The sequence below is a fragment of the Pseudobacillus wudalianchiensis genome, from assembly GCF_001685015.1.
Lineage (GTDB): Bacteria > Bacillota > Bacilli > Bacillales > Domibacillaceae > Pseudobacillus > Pseudobacillus wudalianchiensis.
The window spans coordinates 32,833-50,608 of record NZ_MAYT01000029.1 but is presented as its reverse complement, the minus strand read 5'-3'; the positions used below and the strand labels follow the sequence as shown (position 1 = coordinate 50,608).

General features: G+C 40.7%; 17 protein-coding genes. 16 read left to right on the top strand and 1 reads right to left on the bottom strand.

Translation table 11 applies throughout. The annotated features are described in order from the left end of the window. Nucleotides 1-137 precede the first annotated feature (137 nt). Entirely contained in the window at nt 138-479 is a 342-nt protein-coding gene (locus A8F95_RS17150; RefSeq protein ID WP_049660412.1) for a hypothetical protein, read from the top strand. Nucleotides 480-505: 26 nt separating this feature from the next. Next, a complete protein-coding gene (locus A8F95_RS17145; protein WP_065411824.1) occupies nt 506-1,324 on the top strand; it encodes a YihY/virulence factor BrkB family protein in 819 nt (272 codons plus the stop codon). Between the two features lie 149 nt (nt 1,325-1,473). Here A8F95_RS17145 and A8F95_RS17140 read toward each other — a convergent pair whose 3' ends face one another. Continuing rightward, nucleotides 1,474-3,387 carry a heavy metal translocating P-type ATPase gene (locus tag A8F95_RS17140; RefSeq protein ID WP_065411643.1) on the bottom strand — a complete coding sequence of 638 codons (1,914 nt, stop codon included), beginning with the start codon at nt 3,385-3,387 and terminating at the stop codon, nt 1,474-1,476. A gap of 296 nt (nt 3,388-3,683) precedes the next feature. Here A8F95_RS17140 and A8F95_RS17135 point away from each other — a divergent pair, with 296 nt between their 5' ends. The 14 genes from A8F95_RS17135 to A8F95_RS17075 all read left to right on the top strand — a co-directional run bounded on the left by A8F95_RS17135 (nt 3,684) and on the right by A8F95_RS17075 (nt 17,715). Continuing rightward, on the top strand, nt 3,684-4,070 hold the full coding sequence (locus tag A8F95_RS17135) for an OsmC family protein (RefSeq protein WP_065411642.1): 387 nt from the start codon (nt 3,684-3,686) through the stop codon (nt 4,068-4,070). Between the two features lie 90 nt (nt 4,071-4,160). Next, nucleotides 4,161-5,213 (top strand): calcium/proton exchanger, encoded by a 1,053-nt coding sequence (cax, locus tag A8F95_RS17130; protein ID WP_065411641.1) that lies wholly within the window; start codon nt 4,161-4,163, stop codon nt 5,211-5,213. A 109-nt stretch (nt 5,214-5,322) separates the two neighbouring features. Next, complete coding sequence (locus A8F95_RS17125; RefSeq protein WP_065411640.1) at nt 5,323-6,126, top strand: YfkD family protein; 804 nt, start codon at nt 5,323-5,325, stop codon at nt 6,124-6,126. 123 nt (nt 6,127-6,249) lie between these two features. Beyond that, entirely contained in the window at nt 6,250-6,426 is a 177-nt protein-coding gene (locus A8F95_RS22640; RefSeq protein WP_095407486.1) for an SE1561 family protein, read from the top strand. 155 nt (nt 6,427-6,581) lie between these two features. Next, a complete protein-coding gene (locus A8F95_RS17120) occupies nt 6,582-8,117 on the top strand; it encodes a fumarate hydratase (RefSeq protein WP_065411639.1) in 1,536 nt (511 codons plus the stop codon). A 188-nt stretch (nt 8,118-8,305) separates the two neighbouring features. Next, on the top strand, nt 8,306-9,241 hold the full coding sequence (locus A8F95_RS17115) for a 1,4-dihydroxy-2-naphthoate polyprenyltransferase (protein WP_065411638.1): 936 nt from the start codon (nt 8,306-8,308) through the stop codon (nt 9,239-9,241). A 75-nt stretch (nt 9,242-9,316) separates the two neighbouring features. Then, complete coding sequence (gene pdaA, locus A8F95_RS17110) at nt 9,317-10,102, top strand: delta-lactam-biosynthetic de-N-acetylase (RefSeq protein ID WP_231603348.1); 786 nt, start codon at nt 9,317-9,319, stop codon at nt 10,100-10,102. 75 nt (nt 10,103-10,177) lie between these two features. After that, nucleotides 10,178-11,560 carry a 23S rRNA (uracil(1939)-C(5))-methyltransferase RlmD gene (gene rlmD, locus A8F95_RS17105; RefSeq protein WP_065411637.1) on the top strand — a complete coding sequence of 461 codons (1,383 nt, stop codon included), beginning with the start codon at nt 10,178-10,180 and terminating at the stop codon, nt 11,558-11,560. 398 nt (nt 11,561-11,958) lie between these two features. Beyond that, on the top strand, nt 11,959-12,942 hold the full coding sequence (locus A8F95_RS17100; RefSeq protein ID WP_065411636.1) for a tRNA dihydrouridine synthase: 984 nt from the start codon (nt 11,959-11,961) through the stop codon (nt 12,940-12,942). A 603-nt stretch (nt 12,943-13,545) separates the two neighbouring features. Then, nucleotides 13,546-14,376, top strand: coding sequence for a helix-turn-helix domain-containing protein (locus tag A8F95_RS17095; RefSeq protein ID WP_065411635.1), 831 nt, complete (start codon nt 13,546-13,548; stop codon nt 14,374-14,376). 201 nt (nt 14,377-14,577) lie between these two features. Further along, nucleotides 14,578-15,168, top strand: coding sequence for a class I SAM-dependent methyltransferase (locus A8F95_RS17090; RefSeq protein ID WP_065411634.1), 591 nt, complete (start codon nt 14,578-14,580; stop codon nt 15,166-15,168). Between the two features lie 7 nt (nt 15,169-15,175). Next, nucleotides 15,176-15,862, top strand: coding sequence for a response regulator transcription factor (locus A8F95_RS17085; protein ID WP_065411633.1), 687 nt, complete (start codon nt 15,176-15,178; stop codon nt 15,860-15,862). Beyond that, the gene (locus tag A8F95_RS17080; RefSeq protein WP_065411632.1) at nt 15,859-16,941 is read left to right on the top strand and encodes a sensor histidine kinase; all 1,083 of its coding nucleotides are present in this window, start codon (nt 15,859-15,861) and stop codon (nt 16,939-16,941) included. Before A8F95_RS17085 ends, A8F95_RS17080 begins: the two co-directional genes overlap by 4 nt. A gap of 129 nt (nt 16,942-17,070) precedes the next feature. After that, on the top strand, nt 17,071-17,715 hold the full coding sequence (locus A8F95_RS17075) for a TVP38/TMEM64 family protein (protein ID WP_065411631.1): 645 nt from the start codon (nt 17,071-17,073) through the stop codon (nt 17,713-17,715). Nucleotides 17,716-17,776 lie beyond the last annotated feature (61 nt).

The following is a 17,776-nucleotide window of genomic DNA, read 5'->3' as shown; positions in this document are numbered from 1 at the left end:
TAGAACGGAAAGGACGATTCTTTATTCTTAAAGTGAGCCAGCAAAAATGTACGTTGAATAAGCAGATGACTAGTTCGGAGGATCCATCGGCAGAATTCTGCGGATACAATTAGTCAGAAAAGAAAGGATGATAGAAAATGGGAAAAGGTAAATTTTTTACAAAGGTTGCAATCGGTGCCGCTATTGGAGGAGCGATTGCTTTATTGGATCGACAAACAAGAGCAGAAATGAAGGAATGGGCTGTTTACTTATTTGAAATGGCAAAAGACCCTGAAAACTTATCTGCTTCATCCAGAGAGATCATGAACCGTGCAAAAGAAACCGCTCAACAAATTAGTGAAGATGTAAGCTATATTCGTGGAAAAGTGGATAGTCTAAGAGATTTGACACCTGAAGTAAAAGACCTTGTTGATGAAACAAAGAGTACGTTTCTTCCTGAGGGGGAAAGCACAGCAGGGGGAGCTTCAGTGACGCACTAGGAGGAGATTATTTGTCCGATAACAAGATAGGGATAAAAGTTTTTTCAAAACATCTGTTGAGAAGAATACAAAAATCCGATGTTCCGGACACTGCTGCTCAAATGGCGTATTACTTTTTGCTGTCTCTCTTTCCGTTATTAATTTTCGCTGTAACCCTGCTGGCTTACTTGCCGATCAGCCAGCAGGATATGTTTTCTTTGATCCGTGACTATGCTCCCGGTGATACAGTAGAAACAATTCAAAATACATTAAATGAGATACTAGAAAACCGCAATGGGGGCTTACTCTCTTTCGGGATTATCGCCACAATTTGGTCAGCTTCCAACGGCATGAATGCCATCATTAAAGGATTAAATCATGCCTATAATGTCGATGAAACACGGCCTTTTTATAAGGCAAGAGGGATGTCTGTGCTATTAACATTCGGTTTAATCTTTATAATGGCAGCCGCCCTTATCCTACAAGTGTTTGGTAAACAAATTGGCTTGTTTGCCTTTAACTATTTAGGGCTGTCTGATCAGTTTTTAACGCTTTGGAATTGGCTGCGCTGGCTTGTTTCCCCTTTGTTAATCTTTGGGGTGTTTGTGGGATTATATTACTTAGCTCCTAATCTTAGCGTAAAATGCGTAACCGTTCTGCCAGGCGCCATCTTTGCTGCGATTGGCTGGATTATTGTTTCTCTAGGTTTTTCTTTCTATGTTAACAATTTTGGGAATTATTCAGCCACATACGGCAGCATCGGAGGAATTATTGTGATGATGATTTGGTTTTATCTGTCGGCTATGATTATTCTTGTCGGCGGAGAAATCAATGCTTTGAAAAATGACTTAAAAGGCAGCTGCTAAAGAAACCCGCCTGTTTGACAGGCGGGTTTTCGGCGGTTGACAAGCTCGTCTGCCTGTAGTGCTCATCCTTGACGGTGTATTTGTGCGCTCACGATCAACAAAATCAAGCGCACAAACAGAAAAAAGCTATTCAGCAAGGCTGAATAGCTTTACAATCTTAACAGACGCAGTCCGTTCAGAATAACAAGGATCGTACTGCCTTCATGCCCAATTACGCCAAATGGCAGGTCAAGTACTTGGAAGAAGTTAGAGATAATTAACAGCATAATGACGGCTATAGAAAAGACGACATTTTGCTTTATGATCCGCTTCATCTTTTTTGATAAACGAATCGCTTCTGCAATCTTTGGCAAGTCGTTTTTCATTAAAACGATATCGGCTGTTTCGAGGGCGACATCTGAGCCTTCTCCCATAGCGATGCCGATATTGGCTGTGGCTAAGGCAGGTGCATCATTAATGCCGTCTCCTACCATAGCGACCGTTTGATAGTCATCAATCAGTGTTTTTAGGTGGTCCACTTTATGCTCCGGAAGGCATTCAGCGATAAAAGTGTCTAAATGAGCTTCTTTAGCGATCGCTTGTGCTGTTATAGCATTGTCGCCGGTTAACATAATGGTATGAATCCCTTCTTGGTGAAGCAGTTCTAATGCATGCTTTGTCTCTTCGCGGATTAAATCCTTTAACGCGATAACGGCTGCAATCCCTTGATCATCTGCTGCAAAAACAGTTGTTTTTCCGGAAGCAGCGAGCTCATTAGCGATGCCTTCAGAGAAAGAGAGCGCCGCTTCTTTGCCAACAAAATCAGCTTTACCCACTTTCCACTGCTTCCCATTTACTATTCCTTTTACTCCCCAACCCGCGGCATCTTCCAATTGGTCAGGTGCAGAATAAGCGATATTTTTCTCCTGAGAGAAACGGACAATGGACTGAGCAAGCGGATGGTTAGATTGACTTTCAATGGATGCAACAACACTTAGTAATTCAGTTTCTGCCAATCCTTCGCGAACAATGATATCTGTTACTTCGGGTTTTCCTTTCGTGAGCGTACCTGTTTTATCAAAGGCAATCGCTTTTATGTTACTTAAGTTCTCCAGATGAACGCCGCCTTTAAATAAAATGCCATGACGGGCTCCGTTAGAAATAGCTGAAAGCGTCGCTGGCATGATGGAGGCAACGAGTGCACAAGGAGACGCGACAACGAGCAGCACCATAGCGCGGTAAAAAGTTTCTGTCCAACTCCAGCCAAGGGCAAAGTGAGGGAGGAACATCATGACGGCTACGGCCGCCAACACAACTTTTACATAACGGCCTTCAAACTTTTCAATGAATAATTGAGAAGGAGACTTTTCGCTCTGGGCAGACTGAACGAGCTGAATAATTTTTTGGAAAAGCGTCTCACTCGCTGGCTTCGTTACTTCAACATAAACAGATCCGGTAATGTTCACTGTACCTGCGAACACTTCTCCGTTTTTTTGCTTAGACACAGGGATGGATTCACCTGTTATGGCAGCTTCATCAATCGTTGTCTGTCCTCTTGAGATAACCCCATCAGCCGGGATACGCTCGCCTGGTTTCACAAGAATTAAATCTCCGACTGCAAGGGAAGAAACGTGAACTTTTTCTTCCTCGCCATTTCGAATCAGCCAAGCTTCTTCAGGCTGAATGTCCATTAATGAAGAAATTTCTTTTTGGCTTTTATTCATCGTATAGGTTTCTAGGGCGCCACTGAGAGCGAAAATGAAAATTAAGATCGCTCCCTCGGTCCAATAACCTATTAAAGCTGATCCAATAGCAGCAAAGATCATCAGCATTTCTACATTTAGTTCCTTATCGGCAATCGTTTCTTCGATTCCTTCTTTCGCTTTGGCAAAGCCGCCGATCATAAAGGCCAACACATAACCTGTAACCGCCGCTGAATGAAGGCCGTTTTTATCTAAAAGCCATCCCGTCAAAATCAATACACCGCTTAAAAGAGCTGCTATGAGCTCTGCATGGGGTTTCAGGGAAGCGATCCAATGAGCTTCTTCTTGTCTAGCTTGTAAAACCTTTGCTTGTGCATTCATTTATCGTTCCTCCTTAAATGATAATTAGTGAAACCTAATTGAGAATGGTAATCATAATCTTTTTCCTTTTGATGAATGAAAACAATTATCATTTGGCTTAAAATCAGCTTTTTCTTGAGAATAAAGTTCAATTATCAATTTAAAATTATTATAATTAAGGATATATTAACATAGATGGGGAGAAAAATAAAGGATAATCTAGCGGTATGTGTTGAATCAAACATTTGCCTAGATATAGATGTTTCACCCTAAATAATCTAAAATAAAATAGATCATATAGAAGAGGTGAAAGTGCTATGAAATTTAGTATGAAAGAGGGCGGATTTACAGCGCAGCTTCCTTATGGACAGCTTGATGTCTCTGGTGATGAACAGTATGGTTTTCGTCCATATCAACTTTTAACCGCATCGATCGCTGTGTGCAGCGGCGGGGTGCTTCGAAAGATTCTTGAGAAGAAACGCATGAACGTAGAAGATATCGAAATTAACACAAACGTTTATCGTAACGCTCAAGAGGCTGACCGCATCGAAAAAGTGGAAGTCCACTTTATTATCAAAGGGAAAGAGTTATCTGACGTACAAATAAAGAAAGCGATGGAATTGACGAGAAAAAACTGTTCAATGGTACAGTCTGTTATTCCTGTGATTGAAGTAGTCGAAACTTTTGAAATTGTTCCAGTTTAATAAGCGCCTCCATCACCGTTAAGAAATAAGAAAAAGGGGTATGTTGATAAAAACACTTATTTATTTCTTAACGGGAAAAGAGGTCAGCTTATGGACAAGATATTTGGGGTTATGGTGCTGATCGGTGTTCCGCTGTCTGTAGCTGGATCACTTATGCACTGGCCGACATTGATGATGTTTGGCATTTATTGCTTAACGATTATTGCCTTATCAAGCTATATGGGCAGAGCCACTGAAAGTCTCGCGATTATAGCAGGGCCGAGAATTGGCGGTTTGTTAAATGCTACATTTGGAAATGCCGTAGAATTAATCATTTCCATATTTGCTTTGCAGGCGGGCCTCATTGGCGTTGTTCTGGCTTCTCTAACTGGTTCTGTACTAGGAAACTTATTGCTTGTCTCGGGGATTTCGTTTTTTTTAGGCGGTTTGAAGTACAAGCGGCAAAAATTTAATGAGTATGATGCTCGCCATAACTCAGGTCTTTTAATGTTTGCGGTCATTGTGGCTTTCGTTATTCCTGAGATTTTTTCGTGGGGAATGAACAAGTCCGAAACCTTATCTTTAAGCGTTGGGATTTCCATTATCATGATCATTCTTTATTTAGCGGCGCTGTTTTTTAAACTAGTTACGCATCGTGGGGTGTACGCTAACAAGCCTGTAGAAGAAGAACAGCATGAGGAGCCGGAATGGTCAAAGGGAAAAGCTGTTATTGTCTTGCTTTTAGCGACACTTGCTGTTGCATACGTATCGGAAAATTTGGTCCATACGTTTGAAGCAGTGGGAAAAAGCTTTGGCTGGACAGAATTGTTTATCGGGATCATAATCGTGGCGATTGTCGGAAATGCGGCAGAGCATGCTTCTGCTGTATTGATGGCGATGAAAAATAAAATGGATGTAGCGGTAGAAATTGCTGTCGGTTCAACGCTTCAAATTGCTATGTTCGTTGCTCCGGTGCTCGTTCTGCTTTCATTAGCGTTTGATCAATCCATGCCGCTCGTTTTTACGATACCAGAGCTTGTAGCGATGGTGACGGCCGTCTTTTTGGCTGTTATTATCTCAAACGATGGTGAAACAAACTGGTTTGAAGGCTTAACGCTTCTGGCTGCTTATTTTATTATGGGAATTGGCTTTTATCTATTATAGTTAAAAAAGCTGTGCAAGTGATTCGCTTGCACAGCTTTTTTGCTGTCATGCGGATAAGTTGAAAAGGGGGGAGCAAACTAAGCAAAAGAGATAGGGAGGATAGAACCGAATGAACTGGATCCGTTTATTGTTGTGCATATTTATCGCCTTTATATATACAGGAAGCCCACAGTCTGTTTTTGCTGAAAAGAAAGGAAAAGCGACAGAGGAAAAAATGCCTGCTTCCGTTAAAAATATTGCACGGGAAAACACTTATCTTAATGAAGAAGATGATCTATCTGAATTGCAGCCGAGTGAGTTAACGAAAGAGCTGTTAAGCACTTCCCAAACGAAAATTACGAACCCTTCATTAGTCCGTATGCTCAATGAATCGGCTATTAAAAAATCGCCGTTTGCTTTCGGAACAAGAATGTCCGTATTTCTTGGTGAATGGCCGCTTGCTTACCACTCCAAAGAAACGAACGCCAACTGGGAATATCAAAAAATCAACACAAATTTTTACGATAATAGAGCAGGAAAGATTAATTACCAAATCCACTATGTTCAAGAAACTCATAAAGTAATAAAGGGCGGTTTATCAGCCAAACTGCCGAAAACTGAAGAAGTCCAGCAAATGATTTTAAAAGAAGCCATCACCAAGACTGGCTGGCCATTAGCTTATACAACGGCTGTCGGGGCTGGAACAAAGCAGAATGAAGTATACAATGTACCGCCCAAAACAGCTGGTTATTTATATGGCTTTGCGCCGGCAGTGCATGAAAGAGGGGTTATTACGTACGGAGAAGTCTACCTCGTCGTGTCCGGATGGAAACGGGCTATTGTTGTTAAAAATGTAAGCTCCAAACCGATCAGCGCTTGGATCCCTGTTAAAAACCATGTTTCATTCAGTTATAAATCCGTTCGGCAGCCATAGATAAGCCAATTCGTCTTTCGGAGTACACTATCTTTTTTAGCAGAAATCATTGAATTAAGCTGCTAAATCCTTTACGATGAAAGGCAGACGAAAAAGTAAATCATACAGGAGTGCTAAACGGATATGAAGCCCATTACCGATAAAGAATCACAGATTAATTATTTAAAGCAGCGTTTAAATATGTTTATGGAAGTGTTGGATGCCATTGAGCCGGCAGAAACAGAAATTGAGGACATTGACCGCCTTCTGGAAATGATTGATGATATTGAAGAAAAATGCGAACAGTTTAAAGGTCGATAAGGACGAGAGGGAACAGACATTAAGAACCAGCTATGCAGCTGGTTCTTTTTATTGTAATGAAGTTCTCCTTTAAAACAATAAAGTTCAGCAGTATAATAAGAAGCGTATTGTCATGCCAAGAGATACATAAAGAGTGAGTGGAGAGGGGAAAGATCATGAATTTGGAAAAGTTCCAACAAAGTATGTATGAGTTGATTGTCGAAACATCAACTAATTTACCGAAGGATGTCCGCCGGGCAGTCAAAGCAGCGGCTGTTCGTGAAAATGCAGGAACAAGTGCAGCGATGAGCCTTGCTACTATTACAAATAATATCCAAATGGCGGATGAAAATATTTCTCCTATTTGTCAAGATACAGGAATGCCGACGTTTAAGGTAAAGACACCCGTTGGCGTTAATCAATTGCAGATTAAAGAAGCCATTTATGAAGCAATGATAGAAGCAACAAAAAATGGGAAGCTGCGTCCTAACTCTGTTGATTCATTAACAGGTGAGAACAGCGGCAATAACTTGGGAGCTGGCACACCAGTCATCAAATTTGAGCAATGGGAAAAAGATTATATTGACGCTCGTCTCATTTTAAAAGGCGGCGGCTGTGAGAATAAAAATATTCAATACAGTCTTCCTTGCGAGCTTGAAGGCCTTGGAAAAGCTGGACGTGACCTTGATGGTATCCGTAAGTGTATTATGCATTCTGTTTATCAGGCTCAAGGACAAGGATGCAGTGCCGGATTTATCGGCGTCGGCATCGGCGGTGACCGCACAACAGGCTATGAGCTAGCAAAAGAACAGCTTTTCCGCCGTGTTGACGATGTGAATCCTAATGAAAGTCTTCGCCAGTTGGAAGAGTATGTCATGAAGCATGCGAACGAGCTTGGAATCGGGACAATGGGATTCGGCGGCGAAACAACTTTGCTAGGCTGTAAAATTGGGGTCATCAATCGTTTGCCAGCAAGTTTTTTCGTCTCCGTTGCCTACAACTGTTGGGCTTTCCGCCGCTTAGGTGTCCAAATTGATCCAACAACAGGAGAAATCCAAGAGTGGTTCTATCAAGACGGTGAGGAAATTGTATTTGATGCTCCTCAACAAGAAGAAACAAAATCAGAAAGCCGTACCTTTACATTAACAGCACCAATTACAGAAGAACAAATCCGTGAGCTTAAAGTAGGGGACGTTGTTAAAATCAGCGGCAGAATGTACACAGGCCGTGATGCCATTCATAAATATTTAATGGATCACGACGCACCAGTTGACTTAAACGGCCAAGTTATTTACCACTGTGGACCTGTCATGCTTAAAGATGAGCAGGGTGAATGGCACGTGAAAGCAGCAGGACCAACAACTTCTATCCGTGAGGAGCCTTATCAAGGAGATATCATGAAGAAGTTTGGCATCCGTGCGGTTATCGGAAAAGGCGGCATGGGACCGAAAACTCTTGCTGCGTTGAAAGAACACGGCGGCGTTTACTTAAATGCCATCGGTGGAGCCGCTCAATATTATGCAGATTGCATTAAGTCTGTTGATGGTGTTGATTTAATGAATTTTGGTATTCCGGAAGCAATGTGGCACCTGCAAGTAGAAGATTTTACAGCTGTTGTAACAATGGATTCACATGGCAACAGCCTGCATGAGCATGTCGATAAGTCTTCTCTAGAAAAGCTTTCTCAATTTAAGGAACCAGTATTTAGCTAATCATTTAATTAATTAAGCCTCCTTGTTTCTCATAAACAGGGGGCTTTTTATGCTGGCTCCCTGATTTTGGTCTTAGCAGGATAACTTTCCGGCTGAATCGTGAAAAAGCTCGCCATTTAGCTCGTTTTTTCGGTTATAATGTAAGTTGTTTACTTAATTTATTATCCGAAGTTGAGAGGAAGAGAGGAATGAATCAAGAACATACAACCAAACAACCTAGTGCTTCTGGAAACCAAAGTACGGGTAAAATATTATGGCAATTAACCCGCCCGCATACGTTAACTGCTTCATTTGTGCCTGTTTTAATTGGAACGGTGTTAGCCATGTTTTATACAAAGGTGGACGTGTGGCTGTTTTTAGCGATGCTCTTTGCCTGTCTCTTTATTCAAATCGCGACGAATTTATTTAATGAGTATTACGATTTTAAGCGCGGTTTAGACACAGAGGAGTCTGTCGGCATCGGCGGAGCCATCGTTCGTCATGGGATGCAGCCGAAAACAGTCCTGCAATTAGCGATTGGATTTTATATACTAGCACTTTTATTAGGCATCTATATATGTGAAAGCAGCAGCTGGTGGCTGGCACTCGTTGGTCTCGGCGGAATGGCAGTTGGCTATTTATATACAGGCGGCCCGCTTCCTATTGCTTATACACCATTTGGAGAGCTTTTCTCGGGCTTATGCATGGGTTCTTTCTTCATATTGATTTCGTTTTTCATCCAGACAGGTGTCGTGAATACGCAAAGTATGATGATTTCGATTCCTATTGCGATTCTCGTAGGAGCCATTAACCTTTCCAATAATATTCGCGACATTGAAGAGGATAAAAAGGGCGGAAGAAAAACATTAGCCATTTTAATGGGGCACGAAAAGGCTGTTTATTTCTTAGGATTCTTGTTTGCTTTTGCTTATGCATGGGTAGTGGGATTAGTGATTCTAGATGACGTTAGCCCTTGGCTGTTCCTTATCTTTTTAAGTGTGCCGAAGCCTATTCAGGCAATTAAGGGATTTATTGGACAAGCCGTTCCTAAGCGAACAGGCTTAGCGATGAAAGCTACTGCCCAAACGAATACATTCTTTGGATTCCTGTTGTCAATCGGGCTATTTATTAGCTATTTTTGGTGAAAATTAAATCGGTAAAAGGCGGATATTTTCTTTTTTAAAACTGAAACTAAAGAAAAAGAGCAAAGGAAGATGATGATGAAACGGATCATATACGGCTTGCTTGCCGCTCTATTTTTCTTTAGTTTCACAACTCCAGCTATGTCAGCATCCAATCAGCCGATCCACTGGGGATTTAAAAAAGCGGCGAATGAACAACCCGCAGAAGCCGGAGCGCAGCTTGATCAGCTGCTGGCTGAAAACGGGGCCTTTTACAAGGACAGCGCCAAAGAAAAAGTATTGTACTTAACGTTTGATAATGGCTATGAAAACGGCTATACGGCAAGTGTTCTCGATACATTAAAGAAGGAAAAAGTACCGGCAGCTTTTTTTATTACAGGGCATTACTTAAAGAGTGCTCCTGATCTTGTCAAGAGAATGAACAAGGAAGGCCATATCATTGGCAACCATTCTTGGCACCATCCTGATTTAACGCAAGTCAGTGACGCAAAACTAAGAGAAGAGCTGGAGCTTGTAAAAAAAGAAACAGCACGGATTACAAAGCAAAAAGACATGAAGTATCTTCGGCCGCCGCGCGGCATTTTCAGTGAACGAACATTAAAGGTGGCCCGGGAAGAAGGGTATACACATGTCATGTGGTCGCTTGCTTTTGTTGATTGGCAGACAAATAATCAAAAGGGCTGGCAGTATTCTTACGATAACATTATGAAACAGATCCATCCGGGAGCCGTCCTCTTGCTTCATACTGTCTCAAAGGATAATGCAGAAGCACTGCCAAAGGTGCTTAAAGATTTGAAAAAGAAGGGGTACCGTTTCGCAAGCCTGGATGAGTATCGCAAAAAACAAAAAAGAGTTTCTTTATAGGGCTGCTGCGGCAGTCCTGTTTTTTCGTTATAATGGGGAGATACGAGTGGGCAAAAACAGTGAGGACGTGACAACGTGAAACAAGAAAATAAAGCAAAGATCAAAGTGAAGCAAACGTTTCCGCTGACGATTAAACGAATGGGCATTAATGGTGAAGGTGTCGGCTATTTTAAACGGCAGGTTGTCTTTGTTCCCGGCGCTCTTCCGGGGGAAGAAGTGGTCGTAGAGGCAGTGAAAGTACACCCGAAGTTTACAGAAGGACGAATTAAAAAAATCCGCAAAAAATCTGAGCATCGCATTGCGCCGCCATGCCCGGTATATGATCAATGCGGCGGCTGCCAGCTTCAGCATGTGACCTACAGCCAGCAATTAGCGGCTAAACGTGATATTTTAATTCAATCGTTAGAACGGTATACGAAGATTCCAGTGGAGACGCTTGATATCCGAGAGACCATTGGCATGGACGATCCATGGCATTACCGTAATAAAAGTCAGTTTCAGGTCGGGCAGCAAGATGGAATGGTGATCGCTGGATTGTACAGCTTAAATTCGCACAAGCTAATCGATATTCCGGATTGTATCGTGCAGCAGCCGGCATTAAATGAAGTGCTCAATAAAGTAAAGCTAATCTTACAGGACTTTCATATTCCAATTTATGATGAAAAGAAAAACAAAGGTGTCGTAAAAACGATTGTCACCCGCGTCGGCATCGCAACGGGTGACATTCAAGTTGTGATTGTCACAGCGACGCACGAGCTGCCGAAAAAAGAACTGATCGCAGAAGAAATTCAAAAGCGGCTGCCTAACGTAAAATCGATTATTCACAATATTAATCCGAAAAAGACATCGTTAATTTTCGGTGATAAAAGCTTGCCGCTTGCTGGTTCTGAAACGATTGAGGAGCGGCTTGGAGAGCATAAATATTCTCTTTCTGCGCGAGCATTTTTTCAACTCAACCCCGAGCAGACTGTGAAGCTTTATAATGAAGTGAAAAAAGCGGCTCAGCTGACCGGCAAAGAAAAGGTAGTCGACGCCTATTGCGGTTCCGGTACGATTGGCCTTTGGATCGGTGAAGGGGCCGCAGAAATCCGGGGAATGGATGTCATTGAAGAGTCGATTAAAGATGCGAGAGAAAATGCTAAAGCGCTAAAAATTAAAGCGGTATATGAAGTCGGAACGGCAGAGCAGTGGCTTCCCAAATGGTTAAAAGAAGGCTGGAAACCGGACGTCGTTATCGTCGATCCTCCACGGACAGGCTGCGATCAAAAACTGCTCGATACGATCAAAAAGGTAAAGCCTGAACGTTTCGTCTATGTATCCTGTAACCCCTCCACGCTTGCTAAAGATATTAATCAATTGAGCCATTTTTATAATATCGACTATATTCAGCCTGTTGACATGTTCCCGCAAACGGCGCATGTTGAGAGCTGTGCACTCCTTGTAAGGAAAGATCAATAAGAGGTGTCACAATGAGTACAGAGCCTTTCCTTTTGAGAGAGGCTCTTGTTTTTATCTGATCCCAGAAAAGGTTTGTCTTTATTCATTAAGGATTAAAAGGCTTTTGCGATTTCAGATTCTTTTTCCTGTTGACCTCTTGTTAATCCAGTCTTCTTCCAATCTTTTTAGTAAAGCTTCATTTTAAATCGAACAGTGGAATGGAGGTTGATGGAGTGAGCTTTAGCAGGAAATCATTTTGGTGTATAGAAAGTCTGAAGTTAAAATAAACATTTCTGATCAGTTTGATAAAAAGTACTTAAGCATGGTATAAGTGTAAAGGAAGCAGGGACACGTTGCTTTTGAATTTTGGGATAATGGTTTGGCCTGGTATCCCATCATGAGAGGATTGGAGTTTGAATATGACAGAAAATTTTTGGCGTGATTTACCACGACCTTTTTTTATACTAGCACCAATGGAGGATGTGACGGATGTTGTTTTTCGCCATGTAGTGAGTGAAGCAGCCAGACCTGATGTGTTTTTTACAGAGTTTACAAACAGTGAGAGCTATTGTCACCCAGAGGGGAAACGCAGTGTGCGCGGGCGTTTGACTTTTACGGAGGATGAACAGCCAATGGTAGCACATATATGGGGGGATAAGCCTGAATACTTTCGGCAAATGAGTATTGGTATGGCGGAACTTGGGTTTCGAGGTGTGGATATCAATATGGGCTGTCCTGTGCCTAATGTGGCACAGCATGGAAAGGGAAGCGGTCTTATCCGTCGTCCAGAAGTTGCAGCAGAGTTAATACAAGCAGCAAAAGCAGGAGGATTGCCCGTAAGTGTGAAGACAAGGCTTGGTTACACTGAGATAGACGAATGGCATGACTGGTTGACACACATATTGAAACAAGACATTGTCAATCTTTCCATTCATCTGCGTACAAGAAAGGAAATGAGCCAGGTAGATGCTCATTGGGAGCTGATTCCGGAGATCAAGAAACTTCGTGATCGTGTGGCACCAAATACGCTTTTGACGATCAATGGGGATATCCCTGACCGTCAAACGGGCTTAAAGCTTGCTCATCAATACGGTGTGGACGGGGTTATGATTGGGCGTGGTATTTTTAAAAATCCATTTGCCTTTGAAAAGGAGCCGAAAGAGCATAGCAGTCAGGAATTGCTTGATCTCTTAAGGTTGCATCTCGATCTTCATGATAAATATTCAGGGTTGGAGCTGCGTCCGTTCAAGGCTCTTCATCGCTTTTTTAAGATATACGTCAAAGGATTTCGAGGGGCAAGTGAATTAAGAAATCAATTAATGAGCACAGAGTCAACAGATGAAGTGCGTGCATTGCTCGATAACTTTGAGTCAAAGAATCTTGATGGAATAGGGGAACAGTAGAAGTGTCCCAATTCGAAGTAAAAGGGAAGTAGGACGTTAAACTGGTGTGAAGGCGGTATCGAATTGGATTCATTCGCGCCAATTTTTACTTTACAGTCCATCCGCGTAGAGCCTATGACTTTGCTGACGTTGAAAGAGTAACTTTAAAATAAATCGTTGATAATTAAACTAAAGTTTTGCTTATTAGACCTCGATTCGCTTAAAAACTTTTGCGAATTCGGGGTCTTTCTCTTCTCCATAGGCACATTTGGTTTTCTTGATTTTACTTCTGTTTGTTTTCTTGGAATAATTTTAAAACGTAATTTTATTTAAAATCTGAAAGTTTAACTGGATAGTTTGATATGTTTTATTAGAAACCTCGCCGTTCAACGCATGTTTAAAAAATTTACATAACAGGTACGGCTAACAGATGTACATTTAATAGATTCTAATACTAAATGTATACTCCTTAAGTAATGATTGCTATAATAAAAATGGAATAAATTGTTTCTGATTTGATCTTTGCTGACTCTACTAATAGTTTACTTGGCTTTATTCAACCAATAGTGGAGAGCTTTTATAGAAAAAGTTCTATATAGTGGTGAGTGAGAGGATGGTGCTTGCATGAATAGTGAAAACATGGCTGCTTTTATTCGAGAGCGGCGAAAATCAAAAAACATGACACAGAGAGAATTAGCAGAAAGATTGAATATTACCGATAAGGCGGTTTCCAAATGGGAACGAGGATTAAGTTATCCTGATATATCTATCTTATCTTCACTTGCTGATATTTTAGGAGTTAGTGTATCCGAATTGCTAAATGGCGAAAGAAGTGCTGAGTCATCTCCAGAGCTAGAAATAGTTGAAACGACTTTGCGGTATGCCAATAAAGTAACATCCAATAAAAGAAAATCGGTGGACTTAATCGCCAAAATGACCATTACGGTAATTTGTTTAATAAGCATATTGGTTTGCATGATTTGTGATGTTGCCGTTTCCGGTCATCTTGCGTGGTCTCCATACCCCGTTGCAAGTATGATCTTTGTATGGCTTATTATCACTCCATTATTTCACTTTAAGAGAAATAAAGTGCGCAAGGCCCTTTTTTCTTTAAGTATTTTTATCATCCCGTTTTTATTTGCATTAAATCAAATTATGGGTGGTACGAAGCTTCTGTTGCCTCTGGGCATTCCGCTCTCACTGATCGTTGTTTGCTATATATGGGTGATATATCTTTTGTTTACAACTGAAAAGATGACGAGGTGGACGTTGGCTTCTATTTCAATCGTAACTGGCATTCCTCTAGGAATCACAATTGATTCCGTTATTTCAAAGTTTGTCAATCAGCCTATTATGGATGTTTGGGATCTGTTGTCATACGGAACGTTAGTCATCGCCGCGATGATCACCTTCTTCATAGGAAGAAAAGGAAAGCAGTTAGAGCCCCGTACATAATGGTTAGGGAATCACTCGGAAAAGGATAAAGTGAGCTTATCAAAAACCGCCCACAAGGTGGTTTTTCTTTTTTTAGAAAAATTTCTAATGGAAAAGGGAGCTTCTTCATCTTAAGGATTCTTAAGAATTTCCATCACTATTTCTTCAGATTTGAATTTTATTCTAAACGTATAACTTTCAAACTAAGGGAGTGATGGAGAGTTGAAAATAGGTACGTTCTTATTACAGTCTATTTTAAATCCAAGAAAAGTGGGAGCGGTTTTCCCGAGTTCTGTTTATCTTGCTGAAAAGATGATGAGTGCCGTTCAGTTTCAACAGGCCAAGTATGTAGTGGAATACGGACCGGGAACGGGTGTATTTACTGATAAAATCCTTACCTATAGAAAGCCGGATACGCTTGTTTTATTGATAGAGCATAATAAAGAGTTTTATAAACAGTTAAAAGAAAAGTACAAGGCAGAGAAAAATCTCATTATTGTTAATGACACGGCAGAACAAATTGATTGGTATACGAAAAGATATGGAATTCCAGCAATCGACTATGTGATTTCTGGCTTGCCTTTTGCCAGTTTGCCTAAACATGTTTCCCATAATATTTTAGATAAAACAAAAAAGCTATTAAGTTCTGATGGCGAGTTTATCACTTTTCAATACAGCTTATGCAGGAAAGAATTCATCAGTCAATTTTTCAGCCATATCGATGTTAAACTGGAATATAGAAATGTACCGCCTGCTTTTATATTCAACTGCAATAACCAACAATTATTGATAAGAAACCAGGAACGGATGTGACAAGGTCATGATGGGGAACATTTTAATTGTAGATGATGATCAAGAAATTAGAAATCTCATTTCTATTTATTTGGAAAACGAGGGATTGAAAACTCAAAAAGCAGAGGATGCTTTGGAAGCATTGAAGCTGTTAGAGAAAAGTGAATGTGACCTTATCATTTTAGATATTATGATGCCAAACATGGATGGCATTCAAGCTTGTATAAAGATTAGAGAAGAGCGTCATTTACCGATTATTATGCTTTCTGCCCGGTCAGAAGATATGGATAAAATCCAGGGTCTTGCCTCTGGCGCTGACGATTATATCACAAAGCCATTTAACCCACTGGAATTAATAGCAAGGGTAAAATCTCAGCTTAGAAGATATAAGAAATACAATACAGGGAGTGACCAAAATAAAAACCTCATTGAAATTGGGGATTTAAGTATTAACACGGACACGCGGCAGGTACATGCAGGGAATAAAGAAGTACGGCTCACACCAAAGGAATTTGATATTCTGGAGCTTCTTGCCCGCAATAAAGGCATTGTGCTGAGTGTTAGTAAGATTTATGAAGCGGTTTGGAAGGAAGATTTCTTTAAATCGGATAACACGGTTATGGTTCACATTACGAAAATTAGAGAAAAGATCGAAGAAGAGCCTAAACGACCTATTTATATTAAGACAGTATGGGGAGTAGGGTACAAAATATGAAGGTTATAAAGATGAGAAATAACCTGATCGTTAAACTTCTTGTTGCAGTGGCCATTAGCTTTTTTGTTTCTGTCAGCGTTTTGGTCTTTTTGTCGCAGCAGTTCATTTTGCATTTTTATATGAAATTTCTCACTGAATTTAGTGTGGCAAAATATAATTTCATTATGTTTTTTATCTATTCTATAGCGATTACTTCATTTGTAATCTGTTTTTTATTGCTCGTACACAAAAAAATAAAATACTTAAAGCTAATTACGGAAAGTGTCCAGCAGATCGCAAATGGAAAACTCGGTTTAATGATTGAAGCCCGCGGAAAAGATGAGCTGGCTCAACTCGCGATTAATATTAATGATATGTCAAAGGAGCTGGCAGGCAAATTTGAGCATGAGAGACGTTTGGAGAGCGCCAAAAATGAACTGATTACAAATGTTTCCCATGACTTGCGTACACCATTGACTTCCATTATCGGTTATTTAGACTTGCTCAGAAAGGGACAGTATACAAGTGAGCAGCAATTGAAAGGCTACCTCGGCACCACTTATTCCAAATCGAAAAGACTGGAATACCTCATCAATGAACTTTTTGAATATACCAAGCTATCAAGCCCAGATGTTACGTTAAACCTTGTTGAAGTGGACCTGACAGGTTTACTAGAGCAACTGATTGGAGAATATATTCCTATAGCAGAAAAAGAACAGCTTCAGATTCATAAAACGATAACTGAAGCGAAAATACCGATCCTATTTGATATTGAAAAAATGGTTCGTGTGTATGAAAACCTGTTAATGAATGCTATTAACTATAGCGCGAAACCATCGGAATTACGGATAAGCTGTGAAGCAGATGGAGCAAAGGCGGTTATAAAAGTTTCCAACAAAGTGGAGCACCCTCCAGCGGATGACGTGAGCAAGCTATTTGAACGGTTCTTTACAGGGGAAAAGGCAAGAACGGACAAGCAGGGGACGGGGCTTGGCCTTGCTATTTCAAAAAGAATTGTTGAACTGCATCACGGGATGGTTGCTGCAGAATATGAAGAAGGCTGGATAACGTTTATTGTCGAACACCCATTGCAAACATAAAGGAGGAAAGTTTCCCTAGTTCGTAGAATTTTTTATTAATCTTTAAGAATTCTTAAGAATATTGCGGGCTTTTTCTTAATTCTCATTGCTTATGATGTAGGCATCGATAGCGAAGGGAGAGTAAAGAAATTGAAAAAGAAGGTTCTTGTTGTTGCGATATGGATCCTATTAATCTATGTATTGAAGCAAAACCATTTGCTGTCACCCGATCTAGACAGGTTAAAGGAATTGATCTCCGAAAACTCAAATTATGCCATGCTATTATTTGTTGCTCTGTGGGGAGTGCGGCTTCTTATTTTTATCCCTGGCATCACTTTAATGGTTTTGGGCGGAATATGCTTTGAACCACTCTTAGGTTTTTTGCTTTCGATGGCAGGCATCATTTTAAGTGAAACGCTCGTTTATATCTTTTCTAAAACATTCATCGGGATGAAGCTAAACAAATTTTTGAAGAACAAGAGTCCGAAATTAAGAGCGCTGTTGAAAACTTATAATTATAAGTTTCTAGCATTGGGAATTGTTTGTCCGATCGCTTCAACGGATGCTATTTGTTTTTTATCCGCTTCGCTAGGGTTAAAATATACGACGTATATGTTAACGATTATTGTTGCCAATATCCCGATGACACTTTTATACGGTTTTATCGGACCGAGTCTTAACGGGTCCTTGCTTGGCATTACGGCAGTTGTGATGATCTTCATAATCGTAACGATCATGTCGGTCAATGCTTGGAATAAATTGAACAAATGTGATGACTTTGCAGTAAAAGAATGAAGCATTATAAGACAAGCTCAAATAATAAAAGCAGAGAAGAAAAAAGCATCCAGCTTCATTA